Source organism: [Clostridium] symbiosum ATCC 14940 (assembly GCF_000466485.1).
GTDB lineage: Bacteria > Bacillota > Clostridia > Lachnospirales > Lachnospiraceae > Otoolea > Otoolea symbiosa.
In genome coordinates, this window is the sequence record NZ_KE992864.1 from 1 (window position 1) to 16,393 (window position 16,393).

Here is a 16,393-nt window from a genome sequence, read left to right on the forward strand (position 1 = left end):
GGCGGCGTCCTCACCTGCTTAACTAAATCTCCACACTAAAACAGGCCCGGATTTTCCATCCGAGCCTGCCTCTTATTTTACTCTTCGCTTAATTCATCTTCATTCAGGACAATTCTGTCTGCCTCATCAAGAATATCCAGATCGATATCATCGTCGTCAGCCAGCATAATCTCATCCTCTTCTTCCATATCGGTATTCAGCTTGATGGAACGGTATCTCTTCATACCAGTACCGGCCGGAATCAGTTTACCGATAATAACGTTCTCCTTCAGTCCAATCAGATGATCCACTTTACCGTTGATAGCGGCCTCTGTAAGAACTTTTGTCGTCTCCTGGAAGGAAGCGGCCGATAAGAAGGAATCTGTAGCCAGAGAAGCTTTTGTGATACCGAGCATAACCTGACGGCCGATTGCCGGTTCTTTGCCTTCTGCAAGCAGAGCCTCGTTCATATCGTTGTAATCCAGAACGTCCATGGAGGTTCCCGGAAGCACATCGGAATCTCCGCTCTCCTCTATCTTAATCTTCTTCAGCATCTGGCGCACAATCATCTCGATATGCTTATCGTTGATTTCTACACCCTGAAGGCGGTAAACTCGCTGAACCTCCTGAATCATGTAGTCCTGAACGGCGCGGACCCCCTTAATCTTCAGAATGTCATGCGGATTCACGCTACCTTCGGTCAGCTCGTCACCGGCCTCAAGTAAGGAACCGTCCTGAATCTTGATTCTGGAACCGTAAGGAATCAGGTAAGTCTTGGAATTACCAGTCTCATTGTCCGTGATAATAATCTCACGTTTCTTCTTTGTATCCTTGATCGTCGCAATTCCGCCGAACTCTGCAATAATTGTGAGTCCCTTCGGCTTACGCGCCTCGAAAAGCTCCTCGACACGGGGAAGACCCTGTGTGATATCGCCGCCGGCAACGCCGCCCGTATGGAACGTACGCATTGTAAGCTGTGTACCAGGCTCACCGATGGACTGGGCAGCGATAATACCAACCGCCTCGCCAACCTGAACCGGCTGGCCGGTCGCCATGTTGGCGCCGTAGCACTTCGCACACACACCGATATGGGATTTACAGGTTAAGACGGTACGGATTTTCACGCTGTCCCTGCCCTGTTTCCTAAGCACTGCCATAACGGCAGCCGCACGCTTCGGCGTACACATATGGTTTGCCTTGACAATGACTTCCCCTGTATCAGGATCTGTGATCGTCTCGGCGATAAAACGGCCTGTGATTCGCTCTTCCAGGGCCTCAATTGTCTCCTGGCCGTCCATGAAGCCTTTAATCTCCATGAATGGGATTTCTCTTCCTTCACAGCAGTCCTCTTCACGTACGATCAGATCCTGGGAAACGTCAACAAGACGTCTTGTCAGGTAACCTGAGTCGGCCGTACGAAGCGCCGTATCAGACAGACCTTTACGCGCTCCGTGGGCAGAGATGAAGTACTCCAGTACGTCAAGGCCTTCACGGAAGTTGGACTTGATAGGAAGTTCGATGGTATGGCCTGTTGTATCTGCCATAAGTCCACGCATACCTGCCAGCTGTTTAATCTGTTTATCGGAACCACGGGCTCCGGAGTCAGCCATCATATAGATGTTATTATACTTGTCAAGTCCGGTTAACAGGTCATGAGTCAGCTGATCATCGGTAGCCTTCCATGTCTCGATAACCTCTTTGTAACGCTCCTCCTCTGTGATGAGACCACGGCGGAAGTTCTTGGCAATCTGGTCAACGGTAGACTGTGCATCTTCAATCAGCTGCTTTTTGCTCTCAGGCACGGTCATATCGGAAATTGATACGGTCATGGCCGCCCTTGTGGAGTATTTGTAACCAATTGCCTTAATATCGTCAAGTGTCACGGCAGTCTGTGTTGCGCCGTGAATATTGATAACTTTCTCAAGGATCTGTTTTAACTGCTTCTTGCCTACGTGGAAGTCTACTTCCAGCTTTAATTCATTCTCTTCAATGCTTCTGTCCACAAAACCGAGATCCTGCGGAATAATCTCATTGAAAATGAAGCGGCCTACGGTGGACTCGATGATGCCGGTCTTAACCGTACCGTCAGGCATTCTCTTCTGCACTCTCACCTTTACTTTTGAGTGAAGGGTAACTTCGCCGTTCTCATAAGCGAGAATTGCCTCGTTAACACTCTTGAAGGCCATGCCTTCGCCCTTTGCTCCCGGTCTCTCCTGTGTCAGATAGTAGATACCGAGTACCATATCCTGTGAAGGAACGGCTACAGGACCGCCGTCGGACGGTTTTAACAGGTTGTTCGGAGACAGTAAAAGGAAACGGCACTCTGCCTGGGCCTCTACGGACAGCGGCAGATGAACAGCCATCTGGTCACCGTCAAAGTCGGCGTTGAACGCAGTACAAACAAGGGGATGAAGCTTGATTGCCTTACCTTCTACCAGAATCGGCTCAAAGGCCTGGATACCAAGTCTGTGCAGAGTAGGCGCGCGGTTTAACATAACCGGATGCTCTTTAATAACATCCTCCAGCACATCCCAAACTTCCGGCTGGAGACGCTCTACCATCTTCTTCGCGTTCTTGATATTGTGTGCGGTTCCGTTGGAGACAAGCTCTTTCATAACAAAAGGCTTGAACAGCTCAATCGCCATCTCCTTCGGAAGGCCGCACTGGTAAATCTTCAGTTCCGGTCCAACTACGATAACGGAACGTCCCGAATAGTCAACTCGTTTACCCAGAAGGTTCTGGCGGAAACGGCCCTGTTTACCCTTTAACATATCGGAGAGGGATTTTAAAGCTCTGTTTCCAGGTCCTGTCACAGGCCTGCCTCGTCTGCCGTTGTCGATGAGTGCGTCGACAGCCTCCTGGAGCATACGTTTCTCGTTCCTGACAATGATGTCGGGAGCGCCCAGTTCCAGAAGACGGGCAAGACGGTTGTTACGGTTGATAATTCTTCTATATAAGTCGTTTAAGTCAGATGTTGCAAAACGGCCGCCGTCCAGCTGTACCATAGGACGGATATCCGGAGGAATTACCGGAACTACGGTCATAATCATCCACTCCGGTTTGTTGCCGGAATTTCTGAAGGCCTCGACCACTTCCAGCCTCTTGATGATACGGGCGCGCTTCTGGCCTGTGGCATCTTTGAGCTGTTTTCTCAAATCCTCAGAATCCTTTTCCAGATTAATGGCCTGTAAAAGTTCCTGAATGGCCTCGGCTCCCATTCCTACACGGAAGTTGCCGTAGCCGTATTTCTCCAGCTCATCGCGGTACTCCTTCTCGGATAATACCTGTTTGTACTGAAGGCTTGTTTTGCCCGGATCCAGTACGATATAAGAAGCAAAGTACAGAACCTTTTCCAGTGTTCTCGGAGATATATCGAGAATCAGTCCCATACGGCTGGGGATTCCCTTGAAGTACCAGATATGGGAAACAGGCGCCGCGAGGGCAATATGGCCCACGCGCTCCCTGCGGACACTAGCTTTCGTTACTTCTACGCCGCATCGGTCACAGATTACACCTTTATATCTGATTTTTTTATATTTACCACAATGGCACTCCCAATCCTTGCTCGGCCCGAAGATCTTCTCACAGAACAGACCGTCTTTCTCCGGCTTTAAGGTTCTGTAGTTGATGGTCTCCGGCTTTTTCACCTCGCCGTGGGACCACTCAAGGATCTTCTCAGGGGAGGCCAAACCAATCTTGATTGCGTCAAATGTCAATGGCTGATAAGTTTCGTTTGTCTCTGGCATGAACAGTACTCCCTTCTATCATTAATCTTCATCGTCAGAATAATCGTCGTCCTGAATTTCCTCTAAATCATCCTGAATATCTGCAAAGTCGTCGCTGTCATCTGTCTCTTCTACAGTTGCTAATTCTCCGTCCTTGAATTCCTGTTCCTGGTAGCCTAAGCTTCCAAAGGACTCGTTCTGGGAGTAATGTTTGCTGTCGCTTTCAAGGATCGAGCGGATATCTGTGTCGCCATAGTCGATTGTTTCAGCCAGTTCCACCTCGGAACCGTCCTCCTTCAGGACTCTGACATCAAGACCAAGAGACTGAAGCTCTTTAAGAAGTACCTTAAAGGACTCCGGAATACCCGGCTCAGGGATATTCTCTCCCTTGATAATGGCCTCGTAAGTCTTCACACGTCCTACAACATCATCGGATTTCACTGTCAGGATTTCCTGAAGTGTATAAGATGCGCCGTACGCCTCGAGTGCCCAAACCTCCATCTCGCCGAAACGCTGGCCGCCGAACTGAGCTTTACCACCCAGAGGCTGCTGTGTAACAAGGGAGTATGGTCCTGTGGAACGCGCATGGATCTTATCATCTACCAGATGATGGAGCTTCAGGTAGTGCATGTGTCCGATGGTTACAGGGCTGTCAAAATATTCTCCGGTACGGCCGTCGCGCAGGCGGACTTTACCGTCGCGTCCAAGCGGTACGCCTTTCCAGAGCGCTCTGTGCTCCAGATGGCTTCCCAGATATTCCATCAGCTTCGGATCTGCTTTATCTTTATATTTTTCTTCAAATTCTTCCCAGGAGGTGTTGACATAATCGTTTGCCAGTTCCAGGGTATCCTGAATATCAATCTCGTTTGCTCCGTCGAAAATCGGTGTGGAAACATTGAATCCAAGCGCTCTTGCAGCAAGGCTTAAATGGATTTCCAGAACCTGTCCGATATTCATACGGGAAGGCACGCCCAGAGGGTTGAGTACAATATCTAACGGACGTCCGTTTGGTAAAAACGGCATATCCTCTACAGGAAGCACGCGGGAAACAACACCCTTGTTACCGTGACGGCCGGCCATCTTGTCACCTACGGAAATCTTACGTTTCTGTGCGATGTAAATGCGGACCGTCTCATTCACGCCCGGTGAAAGCTCGTCGCCGTTCTCTCTTGTGAATACTTTTGCATCCACGATGATACCGTAAGCTCCGTGCGGAACCTTTAAGGAAGTATCACGTACCTCTCTCGCCTTCTCACCGAAGATGGCGCGCAGCAGTCTCTCCTCTGCGGTCAGCTCTGTCTCTCCCTTAGGAGTAACCTTGCCCACCAGAATATCTCCGGCACGTACCTCGGCTCCGATTCGGATAATACCTCTCTCATCCAGATCCTTCAGCGCATCTTCACCGACACCCGGAACATCTCTTGTAATCTCTTCCGGTCCCAGCTTCGTATCGCGCGCTTCTGCTTCATATTCTTCAATATGAACGGAAGTATATACATCTTCCTGCACCAGTCTCTCGCTCAGAAGAACGGCATCCTCGTAGTTATAACCTTCCCAGGTCATGAATCCGATTAACGGGTTCTTACCCAGGGCGATCTCACCGTTATCCGTGGACGGACCGTCTGCGATAACTTCGCGGGCCTCCACGTGATCGCCTTTGTAGACAATCGGTTTCTGGTTATAGCAGTTGCTCTGGTTGCTTCTCTTAAATTTGGTAAGATGGTAAACATCTCTGTTTCCATCGGAATCTCTTTTGATAATGATCTCGTTGGATGCGGAGCGCTCAACTACGCCTGCATTCTTTGCAACCATGCAGACACCGGAGTCAACCGCTGCTTTTCCTTCGATACCCGTACCAACGACTGCTGCCTCTGTCTTCAGAAGCGGAACGGCCTGACGCTGCATGTTGGAACCCATCAGCGCACGGTTGGCATCGTCGTTCTCCAGGAAAGGAATCATGGACGTAGCTACAGAGAACACCATCTTAGGAGAAACGTCCATCAGATCGATTCTCTTCTTCTGGAACTCAGATGTCTCTTCGCGGAAACGTCCGGAAACATTATTGTGAATGAAGTGGCCTTCATCGTCCAACGGCTCATTCGCCTGTGCTACAACGAAGTTATCCTCTTCATCAGCCGTCAGATATACAACCTCTTCTGTAACGACCGGGTTGTGCGGGTCGGATTTATCTACCACGCGGTACGGCGCTTCCACAAAGCCGTACTGGTTTACTCTTGCATAGGTTGCAAGGGAGTTGATAAGACCGATGTTCGGACCCTCGGGAGTCTCGATCGGGCACATACGGCCGTAATGTGTATAGTGAACATCTCGTACCTCGAATCCGGCACGGTCTCTGGAAAGACCGCCAGGTCCAAGAGCGGAAAGACGTCTCTTATGCGTCAGCTCTGCCAGAGGGTTATTCTGATCCATAAACTGGGACAGCTGGGAGCTTCCGAAGAACTCCTTTACGGCTGCCGTCACAGGCTTGATATTGATTAAGGACTGGGCAGATACACCTTCCATATCCTGAGTAGTCATTCTCTCACGAACCACACGCTCCATCCTGGACAGACCGATACGGTACTGGTTCTGTAAAAGCTCTCCGACGGCGCGGATACGTCTGTTGCCCAGATGGTCGATATCATCCTGTGTTCCGATTCCGCCCTCAAGATGCATATTGTAGTTGATGGAAGCGATAATATCTTCCTTCGTAATATGTTTTGGAATCAGATCATGGATATCTCTCTTGATGACTTCCTTTAATTCTTCATCTGATCCAGCTTCTGCCAGAATACCTTCAAGCACCGGGTAGTATACTAACTCTGTAACACCGACTTCCTCCGGATCGAAATCCACATAGGAAGCAAGGTCTACCATCATGTTGGACAGAACCTTATGGTTCTTTCTCTCACCCTGAATCCATACGTATGGGATGGCTGCGTTCTGGATATCGGTTGCAAGCTGTTTATCAACCTCCGTACCTTTTTCCGCAAGAATTTCACCGGTTGACATGTCAACGACATCCTCAGCCAGCGTATGTCCCGCGATACGGTTTTTAAAATGAAGTTTCTTATTAAATTTATAACGGCCTACCTTTGCAAGATCATATCTTCTGGGGTCGAAGAACATGCTGTTCAATAAGCTCTCTGCACTGTCAACGGAAAGAGGCTCACCCGGACGAATCTTCTTATATAATTCCAGAAGGCCATCCTGGTAATTGCTGGAAGGATCTTTCTCAAAGCTCTTCTCCAGCTTCAGCTCTTCACCGAAAAGTTCGATAATCTCTGCATTGGTGCCATAACCTAATGCACGGATCAGTACGGTTACGGGAACTTTTCTTGTTCTGTCCACGCGGACATAGAAGATGTCGTTGGAATCCGTCTCGTACTCCAGCCAGGCTCCGCGGTTCGGGATAACCGTACAGCTGTACAACTCCGTACCAATCTTGTCATGTGCTATTCCGTAATAGATACCAGGGGAACGTACTAACTGGCTGACGATTACACGCTCAGCGCCATTAATTACAAAGGAACCGGTGTCAGTCATAAGCGGCAGATCGCCCATGAAAATCTCATGTTCATTAATCTCGTCTTTATCCTTATTGCAAAGTCTAACCTTTACTTTTAAAGGAGCGGCATAAGTAGCATCACGTTCCTTACACTCTTCGATCGTATATTTGATGTCATCTTTACACAGTGTAAAATCTACAAAGTCCAAACTCAAGTGCCCTGCAAAATCTGCAATCGGGGAGATGTCAGCAAACACTTCACGAAGTCCCTCATCGAGGAACCACTGATAAGAGTTTTTCTGAATCTCAATCAAGTTCGGCATTTCCAGAACTTCTTTTTGTCTTGAGAAGGTCATTCTTACACCTTTACCGGCTTTCACCGGACGCATCCTGCTTTTCTCCATTCGACGTTTCACCCCTGTTTTCTTTCTATGGTTTAATTTTGGGCATACTTCGGCCTTATGGGCCTATGTTACCACAATAGTGCATTTTTCATCTTATCATGAATAAATTTGTGTGTCAAGGAAATTTTTGCCCTGTTTTCCTATATTTATGCCGTTTTTTAATAACCCCGCTAAACAGCGATGGATTCCAAAGGCATCCGCAGACTATATCTTCTCCTCCGTCCCAATGGAATCTGATGAAGCTGTTTGAGTATATTTGTTGGAAATTTGATACATGATTTTATAGATTTGATGTCTATAGGAAACTGAGCGGAATTAAAGCCGGATGAACATCACCGGATTTAATTCCGCTCCGAATGAATTTTAAGACACACTCTAGTCTTACACAAATTCTGTGAAATAGCCCGCCATCAATGTAATGGCTTCGTCCAATGTACTTTCCTTTGGGAGGAATTTTTCGTTATGCAGGGGATATTCACTTTCACAGCCCATGAAAAAATACATCGACGGCAGTTTTTGGCTGTAAAATGAGAAGTCCTCCCCAATCAGACTCGGGGATATATCCGTATGGACCGACTCAGCGCCCAGAATCCGGCCGGCCGCATTTATAAATTTTTCCGTAATTCTTCGGTTGTTATCTACCACCGCATAACCGTCTTCGATAGTAACGCCGGTTGTTCCCCTGTATGCGGCCGCGATATTTCCGGCCAGTTCCTTTATTCTTTTATGGACAAATTGACGGATATCAGGATTCATGCTCCTTATCGTTCCTTCTATCAGAACCTGATCACATATGATGTTGTACCGGCCTGAGGTCCGGATGGAGCCGATCGATATCAGTACGGTCTCAAAAGGGCTGATTTCCCTCCTTATTTTATGTTCCACCGCATTAATAATCTCCGCCGCAATGGATATGGCATCCACCCCTTTCTGTGGTTCTGCCGCATGGGCTTTCTTGCCTGTCACCCGGATCAGCAGCTTATCCGACGACGCCATGATCGGTCCCGGCTTTACTGCGATTTCTCCGACTTTAAGCTCCGGCCACATATGTAATCCATAAAATTCCTCCACGCCAAACTGCTCAAACAGCCCCTGGCCGATAACGGCTTTTGCTCCCCCCGTCGGGTTGCATTCCTCCGCCGGCTGGAAGACAATCAGAATATTTACCCTGAGCAGCTGCCTGAACTTCCATAAAATCACGGCAAGCCCCGCCGCCACAGACGCGTGCATGTCATGGCCGCATGCATGCATGACGCCCGTATTGACAGATTTAAAGTCTATCTCATTTTTTTCTTCAATCGGCAGGGCATCGATATCCGCACGGAATCCGGCCGTATGTTCCTTTCCGCAATCGATCCATGCATATCCGCCAGTCATATGCCCAAAATTACAGAATGGAACCCCATATTCTTCCAGAAACTGTTTAATCCGGGAGGTAGTAGCCGTCTCCCCGTAGCCCTGTTCCGGATTTGCATGAATCTCACGCCGCAGTTTTCTGACCTTCGGCAATAGTTCCCGCAAGGTTTCCCTGATCTTCGGATTACTTAAAGATGCTCTCATCTACTTCAATTCCCAGGCCTGGCTTCTGGGGGACTTCCACATAACCGTCCTTTACCTTAAAATCTTCTATAATAATATCATGCTGATGCAGCGGCCCTCCCAGCAGCATATCATTGGGAATATCTGCGTTTACCGTACTTGCCACAAAATGTATACTGGCGGCGGAGCCGATTCCCACCTCCAGATTACTTCCGGCCGTCGCCAAAAGACCTTCTGCTTCCAGACACGCCGCAATCTTCTTTGCCATCGTCAGTCCTCCCACCTTGCCTACTTTGATATTTACGCTGTCGCAGGCCTGTTCACGGATTACCACGCCTGCCGAATGGAAATCAGAGACCGACTCATCTGCCATAATCGGGGTTTTCAGGCGTTCACGCAGCATTCTCATGCCCTGGATATCCCACCGTTTGACCGGCTGCTCTATGCTTTCCAGGCCGAATTCTTCCAGTCTTCGGAAGATACCGAGCGCTGTACTGTAATTATATCCCTGATTCGCATCCAGGCGCAGCGGGAAACCGTCTCCCAGCTCATCGCGGATGCGCTTTACCAGACGATAATCCACTTCCGGTGATTTTCCAACCTTCACCTTTAATACACGGTAGCCCTCCTTCAGCTTTTCCCTCGCCTCCTCAATCGAGGCATCCAAATCCTGCATCCCGACTACCCAGCTCAGGGCGGCTTTTTCCCTGTACAGTCCTCCCAAGAGCCGGTATGCGGGAAGTTCCGTTATCTTTCCCATGATGTCGTATAATGCCATGTCTATCGCCGACTTTGCCGCATAGTTGCCGTAAATGGCAGAGTTCATTTTTTCGTGTATTAAATCCGTGGAAAATACGTCCATTCCAATCACGGCGTCTTTCAGATACCGGTTGACGGCGACCTCCATCGTATATCCCGTTTCTCCCATAAATGCCGGAGACGGAGCAGCCTCGCCAAACCCAACAATTCCATCCTCCGTTGTAATCCTGACGACGGCATGGGCTCTTGTTGTCTGCTCATACAGAGATATTTTCCACTGTTTTTTTAAAGGCAGTTCCAGTACCTTTACCTCCACATTTTTTATAATTCCTCTGTTCATTATTTACTCCTTAAATTGTTTTCTGGATTTATTGCTTTTCTAGAGCGTGTTTGAAAATTGCTTTCTGTCAGCTGTGCGTCACACTTTGTGGGAGATTTGGCCCGAATGAGCGCGGCGTAGTGGGCTACGGTAAGCGAATTTGGGCCAAATATGCCGCGAAGTGGGGCGTGCAGATGATGGGAATGAATTTTCAAACAGGCTCTAAACCTTTACTGCATTTCTCTGATTAATTCACTGTTTATTAATTTTCCAATCTCCTGGTTCAGCCAGATTCCTTCCCGGTTATCGGCAAGCTCATCGGTAAGTACAATTGCTATTATCTCCCTGTCATCGGTGCATATAATTCCGGCATCGTGTTCGACCCCCGGCAAATCCCCCGTCTTATGCGCGAATCGCACGCCTCCCTCCATCAGGGCGGGCAGCTTATTATTGCACTGCTGCCGGAAAAGGATATCGAGAATATCTCCCCTGAAGCTGCTTTCTAAGATTGCCTTCATAAGCTTCTGCATGTCTCCGGCGCTTGTATAATTGTCAAGCCCTCTCTCCTTTGCCTGTGAATCCATCATTTTCCGCTGCAGGACCGTATGCTTCATTCCCATGGCCTGAAGTTCAGAATTGATCTGAGACATCCCGATTCTATCGATTAATAGGTTGGCGGCTATGTTGTCGCTGAGCGTGATCATCAGAACCGCCAAATCGCGCACAGCAGGATTAAGCCCGTCTCCCAAATCTTTGAGGATTCCAAATCCGCCTATGCGGCTGTCTTTTTCCAGCTCTATTCTCTCATCCAGGGCAATCTGATTTTCTTTTGCCATTCGAAAAAGCGCTGACAAAACCGGAACCTTGATCAGGCTTGCGGCGGGAAACACCTCATCACGGTTGATTTCTACTGCCTCGCCTGTCTTTAAATCCTCGATTACGATCGCCTTTTTCCCCTCTATCCTTGAACAGAGATTTAAAACATTCAACTTAAGCTTATCCGTATCCACCCCCGTATCACCTCTTTCCGGCGGCAAGCTCACCGTAGCTTTCCGGTCTGCGGTCCCGGAACATATGAATCATATTCCTTATCTCCTTTACTTCCGAGAGCTCAATGGAACCTGTTATGATTCCTTCCTCATCGTTTCCCTCAGCGATAACATTCCCCCATGGATCGATGATGATGGAATGGCCGCAGTAAGTTCCCATGGGACTTTCCCCGACACGGTTGCAGGCTGCAACAAACATCTGGTTTTCGATCGCCCTGGCAATCAGCAGCGTCCTCCAGTGACTTACGCGGGGATTTGGAAAATTCGAAGTGACGATGAGCAGCTCCGCTCCCCTTAGCGCGTAAATGCGTGATAATTCGCAGAAACGGATATCATAGCAAATCATGAAACCGACACGGCCCAGCTCCGTATCGTAAACCTCCGTTTTTGTTCCGTGAAGATATGGCACATCCTCATCCATATCACTGTACAGATGCATTTTGCTGTAATCACCGACTATCTCCCCTTCCCGGTTAATGAGAAACGTAGTATTTCTCATCCCGTCTTCTGATCGGATACCCACGGAACCGGCGACGATCCACACCGAATACTGTTTGGCACATTCTCTCAAAACGGTAACCGACGGCCCGTCTATCTGTTCAATATGCTCTTCCATATGGTGGAACATCTCATCTGAAAAACCGGAGGACCAGTCTTCCGGCAGCACGATTACATCGGGCCTCGGCACTTTCTCCATCGCATCAGCGATCATTTCTTTGACATGCGCGGCGTTATATTCGAAATCACAAAATTTAATGTCTGTTTGAAGCAATGCTAAATGAATTCCCATATATTTTACCTTTTCCTTTCTATTCTTGTAACGATTCAGACGTCTGAACTGTTATCTATTCTTCTCTGCATATGGCCGTCCGGTTTATTACGGAGTCCGCTCCGCTCCCCAAAGAGTTCTCCGTGTGTCTTTTGACGGGATTTACCCCGCGTACATTACAGCCCGAATCAGCACATAGACAAAAGTAACAATAGTGATAACCCAGCCGTTTTTCAACATTGCCTTGATATCCTTTGACCTGGCCAGCCCCATATTGCCGACCATATCCACAGTCGGCGTGACAAAGAATGTGATCTGGCATCCCACAAGAATCACCAAAGCCCAGATATCCATTTTAACAGACAGAAGTACTACCAGGGGTAAAAACAGATCGTGGATCATTTTTGCCTGCGCAACGCCGGCTCCCGATATTCCAAATACGCCGATTGCGGTGCTGAGCATCAGGAATGCCACCACGCCACCCGCATCGATGAGAGGCTGCATATATCCGGCGATCGCATCAAAGGCTCCCGATGCCGCCACATAGTTGAGAAACGGGTCGAACAGGATAAACATAAAGAACATCCAAAACATTTTAGAAGCTCCCTGCACGAGGGTTGTCAGCCCCTCTGCAATTCCCATCCCCGATGCAAACGCCGTGACCAGGGAAGCCGTCAGCATTACCACAATTGCATAAGATGCCCCGGCCTTAACCGCTACTCCGTAAACCAGCATGACAAGCATCGTGATTCCGAATGCCCAGGTAGCCCGTTTGATCTCCGGCGTCACCTGGAAATCTTCCGAAACTGCTTCGTCCCCGCTGTAAGACACCTTTCCTTCCGTAAGCTTCTGTGTCCGGCAGGCAACAAAAAATGTACATACCCATATGATAAGACCTAACGGCAGTCCTGCCGTTTTCATATACTGGCTGTAATTCAGCCCGGTCAGTCCCATGACGGTTGCTACAGGAGGCACAAACGGACCAATCTGAAGCCCGGCCGCCCCCGCGCCATGCAGGATTACCCCCAGTGTGCTGGGCGTAATCCCAAGACTCGCCATAATCGGAATCAGAATCGGCGCAATAATTGCATTCGAACCCGACAGTGTTCCAAGCATGGAGACCAGCAGGGTCGATGTGCACATGGCAATAAAAATTGCCTGTTTCTTTGATTTAAGCTTTGCTTTTCCTATTACCAGATGCACAATGTTATGAGCGACTTTCGTCCTGGTCAGGACTTCTCCCAGACCGGAGCCAAGAACGATGATAAAGCCGATCAGCGACAAGAAAGAACTGAGAGAATTCTGTAGAACGGTACCAAAACCGCTTACACTCTCTCCCGTCATGACAGCGCCTAAAATCACGCAAATCAGGACGGACAGGTTCATGTCTTTTCCCTTCATCATTAAGATAATGTAGAGAACAAGAGGCAAAAAGCCCAAGATGGGCGGTAAACCCAAAATCATTACAACATCTCCTTTCACTACCCCGCCTCTTTTTCGTTACTATTCACGGCCCTGCTGAAAAACGCAGTTCCGTGAACCGTAACACACTCCGCGATGCACAGAAACTGCAAAAAACGCAGTTTCGCGCCGTGAAACTCGGGATTTTTGTGCAAAATACGTACGAAAACACCTCGCGGAATGGGCCGTGAATAGTAACTCTTTTTCCACAGTATTACCGTGGTAAAGCTGGTTCATATTCAGTTTTATTTATAACTTTTTCAGGGATTATTACCAATTACTGTTCGCGCTCCGCTTCCTGGCGGGGTGTGAACAGTAACGATTATCACTAAGAAATTCTAAGACAGTACCGCCCGGCTTCTTGCAATCTGCAGGATTTTAGCGTATACTAAAGGAAGGGGGGAGCTCCTTAAAGAATGTCTGAATGGGCCAACATGCAGCGCTTTAAAAGTTCCTTCCTTTTTGTTTAGAATCTATTCTGAAAAATGTTATATCTGATTCATTACAAATATAAGCCGTATTCAAGCGCAATCTCATCCTGGCGCTCCAGCTTCTTCAATGTATTGTCTTTATCCCTCCTTCCTACCGCAGTAATCAGGGCGTTTGCCACCGTCATTGAGTTGACAAAAGAATAGGTATCCACCGCATGCTTTGCCAGAAGAACCGTTGTAGCCTTCAATGCAATTGGTGAAGAATGGCTGTCCGTAACCGCTATGACCGGGCATCCTTTTTTATTTAAATAGGAGACAATATTATATGTAGCCCTGGTATATCGTTCATAGCTGATTGCAATGAGACAGTCTTCTTTCTCAATGTACTGCAGTTTATTCGAAATATCTCCGGTTCCTTCTGTCAGCAGTTCAACATGCTCCATAAATTCCTTCAGCATGAAATACAGATAATATGCAACACTGAAAGACGAGCGGGCGGCAGTTATATAGAGTTTACGGCAGCCCGTTATCAAATCAACGGATTGCTGAAAATTTCTTTTCAGGTCTTCACTGTTCAGTGTCTCCAGTGAGTTAATATTCAGACGTATCATCCGGCTTAATATATCTTCCTCCCCCTCCTCTGTAATCGAATGCTTTAATTCACGCATCGGTACCACGTCCTTGCGAATCAAATCCGCTGCGCTTTTCTGGAATTGTGAGTAACCGTTAAACCCCAGCTCCCTCGTAAAGCGGGTGATACTGGCCAGACTCACCTGCGTCTTTTCCCCAAGCTCCGCAATCGATAGAAATGGGATCATATGCACATTATCTTTGATAAAATCCGCCAGTTTTTTCTGCGTCTTTGTCAATGCCGAATAATTTTCATTGATGATGCTAAGTACGTTATTATCCATGTAAAACCTCCATAGCTTCATTATAGAAATCTCCATTGTGAAAGTCAATAGAAATGTAAAATATTTTTCATTTTCTATTATTTTTGATAATTTATTTTCAATTTCAACTCTCACCAAATACCAATCACCGCCGATAACGATAACCTGTTTTAAATATAAATCCCATATTTCCTTATCCTATACTGGAGGCTCTGGCGCTGCAGCCCAAGTTTTTTGGCTGCCTGCGTCACATTACCGCAGCAGCGGCGCGCCGGGGAAGCAGTGAGAAAGCTGCAGTATATTATTGCAATCGACATCATGGTCTCCCTTCAGGCAATCGATATGTTAAAGCCATTGAGGCAGGGAAAAGCGACGGCAAAGCTCCATGATTTCATCCGGGAAAAAGTAGCTTTTGCCGACCAGGACCGTTTCTTTTATCCCGATATTGAATATATTTACACGCTTGTCAAGGATGGTACCCTGATTCAGCTCATCGAAGAAGAAACAGGAGCTATCAACCTTTAAGATACATACTCATACTGCTGACTTCATACGTACAAGACAAGGATGGAGAGGGCGCCCGATGGAATTTACGGCCTGCGGGATGCCCTCTTTATTCCGTGTGAACATGACATTCCGTTGTAACAGTTCAGACAGCATGAACTGTTACATTCTGTTCTTTTCCGGTCCCCGGTTTTTACGCTTTTCCTTGCCTTTTTATCTATCTGATGCTATAATAGCGACAAGTGCGGTTATTTTTTTGTGGTGCTGATGGACAGTGGTAAATTGCAAGGGAAAGGGGCTGTTTTCCTGTCATTTTTATAGTTAACGCCATATCCGCCGCTATCATTTACGGAGGTATTTATATGCAGACATTTCTGAACGTAGTGCTCATCATCCTGGTTATTGCACTCATTGCACTGGCAGTACTTTATTATTTCGGAAGGAAGATGGAGAAGCGTCAGGCTGAGCAGCAGTCCATGATGGAAGCTGCAAAACAGACGGTTTCAATTCTCGTTATTGATAAGAAGAAACTGAAAGTCAAAGAGTCGGGTCTCCCTAAGATGGTTATTGATCAGACTCCATGGTATATGAGAAGGGCCAAGCTTCCTATCGTGAAGGCAAAGGTCGGCCCGAAGGTTTTAACTCTTATTGCAGATGACAAGGCGTTTTTACAGCTCCCGGTTAAGACAGAAGCCAAGGTTGTAATCAGCGGGCTCTACATAACGGATGTTAAGAGCGTCCGCGGTGGCATACCGCCGCTTCCTAAGAAGAAGGGATTCTTTGCACGGTTTAAGAAAGATAAGAGTGGGAAAAAGTAATTAGAGTGATAATTGAATTTAGGTATAGGAAAAAAACTGCCGGGACAGGTGAACTGTTAACGGCAGTTTTTTTGTATCTGTTACTGTATTTTTCATTAACTACGGTATATTAGGCAGCTGTAAGCTTTATCACTTTGGCGTACTTTTTCCGATAGTTCACGATATGCTCAAATTTCGCTTTTCCTTCACCGCTTCATACGCCAGCAGATGCAGTTTATCTCCCTTTTCATGAAAC

The 16,393-nt window shown here is 47.6% G+C and carries 12 protein-coding genes; 3 read left to right on the forward strand and 9 right to left on the reverse strand.

Annotated elements, in window-relative coordinates:
- Positions 1–77: 77 nt before the first annotated feature.
- The 4 genes from rpoC to CLOSYM_RS07405 all read right to left on the reverse strand — a co-directional run bounded on the left by rpoC (position 78) and on the right by CLOSYM_RS07405 (position 10,254).
- Positions 78–3,725, reverse strand: a complete 3,648-nt coding sequence (rpoC, locus tag CLOSYM_RS07390) for a DNA-directed RNA polymerase subunit beta' (RefSeq protein ID WP_021641619.1) — start codon at positions 3,723–3,725, stop codon at positions 78–80.
- 21 nt (positions 3,726–3,746) lie between these two features.
- A complete protein-coding gene (gene rpoB, locus CLOSYM_RS07395) occupies positions 3,747–7,616 on the reverse strand; it encodes a DNA-directed RNA polymerase subunit beta (RefSeq protein ID WP_021641620.1) in 3,870 nt (1,289 codons plus the stop codon).
- A gap of 381 nt (positions 7,617–7,997) precedes the next feature.
- Entirely contained in the window at positions 7,998–9,176 is a 1,179-nt protein-coding gene (locus CLOSYM_RS07400; protein WP_003497456.1) for a M20 metallopeptidase family protein, read from the reverse strand.
- Entirely contained in the window at positions 9,157–10,254 is a 1,098-nt protein-coding gene (locus CLOSYM_RS07405) for a mandelate racemase/muconate lactonizing enzyme family protein (RefSeq protein ID WP_021641622.1), read from the reverse strand. Before CLOSYM_RS07405 ends, CLOSYM_RS07400 begins: the two co-directional genes overlap by 20 nt.
- A 50-nt stretch (positions 10,255–10,304) precedes the next feature.
- On the opposite strand from CLOSYM_RS07405, the gene CLOSYM_RS24020 reads away from it, so the two are divergent.
- The gene (locus tag CLOSYM_RS24020; RefSeq protein WP_416984810.1) at positions 10,305–10,484 is read left to right on the forward strand and encodes a DUF6783 domain-containing protein; all 180 of its coding nucleotides are present in this window, start codon (positions 10,305–10,307) and stop codon (positions 10,482–10,484) included.
- Here the strand turns inward: CLOSYM_RS24020 and CLOSYM_RS07410 are convergent.
- The 5 genes from CLOSYM_RS07410 to CLOSYM_RS24225 all read right to left on the reverse strand — a co-directional run bounded on the left by CLOSYM_RS07410 (position 10,464) and on the right by CLOSYM_RS24225 (position 15,156).
- On the reverse strand, positions 10,464–11,243 hold the full coding sequence (locus CLOSYM_RS07410) for a serine hydrolase (RefSeq protein WP_009297523.1): 780 nt from the start codon (positions 11,241–11,243) through the stop codon (positions 10,464–10,466). The two genes, CLOSYM_RS24020 and CLOSYM_RS07410, sit on opposite strands and share 21 nt — an antisense overlap.
- A gap of 7 nt (positions 11,244–11,250) precedes the next feature.
- Complete coding sequence (locus CLOSYM_RS07415) at positions 11,251–12,072, reverse strand: carbon-nitrogen family hydrolase (protein ID WP_021641623.1); 822 nt, start codon at positions 12,070–12,072, stop codon at positions 11,251–11,253.
- Between the two features lie 141 nt (positions 12,073–12,213).
- Positions 12,214–13,515 carry a Na+/H+ antiporter NhaC family protein gene (locus CLOSYM_RS07420; RefSeq protein WP_009297525.1) on the reverse strand — a complete coding sequence of 434 codons (1,302 nt, stop codon included), beginning with the start codon at positions 13,513–13,515 and terminating at the stop codon, positions 12,214–12,216.
- A 499-nt stretch (positions 13,516–14,014) separates the two neighbouring features.
- Positions 14,015–14,857, reverse strand: a complete 843-nt coding sequence (locus tag CLOSYM_RS07425) for a MurR/RpiR family transcriptional regulator (protein ID WP_044902237.1) — start codon at positions 14,855–14,857, stop codon at positions 14,015–14,017.
- A gap of 149 nt (positions 14,858–15,006) precedes the next feature.
- Positions 15,007–15,156: a helix-turn-helix domain-containing protein gene (locus CLOSYM_RS24225; RefSeq protein ID WP_081460933.1), complete on the reverse strand. Its 150-nt coding sequence runs from the start codon at positions 15,154–15,156 to the stop codon at positions 15,007–15,009.
- Here CLOSYM_RS24225 and CLOSYM_RS07430 point away from each other — a divergent pair.
- On the forward strand, positions 15,119–15,361 hold the full coding sequence (locus CLOSYM_RS07430) for a hypothetical protein (RefSeq protein WP_003506395.1): 243 nt from the start codon (positions 15,119–15,121) through the stop codon (positions 15,359–15,361). The genes CLOSYM_RS24225 and CLOSYM_RS07430 overlap by 38 nt on opposite strands.
- Positions 15,362–15,702: 341 nt before the next feature.
- Complete coding sequence (locus tag CLOSYM_RS07435; protein ID WP_003497470.1) at positions 15,703–16,158, forward strand: hypothetical protein; 456 nt, start codon at positions 15,703–15,705, stop codon at positions 16,156–16,158.
- The last annotated feature ends 235 nt before the right edge of the window (positions 16,159–16,393 follow it).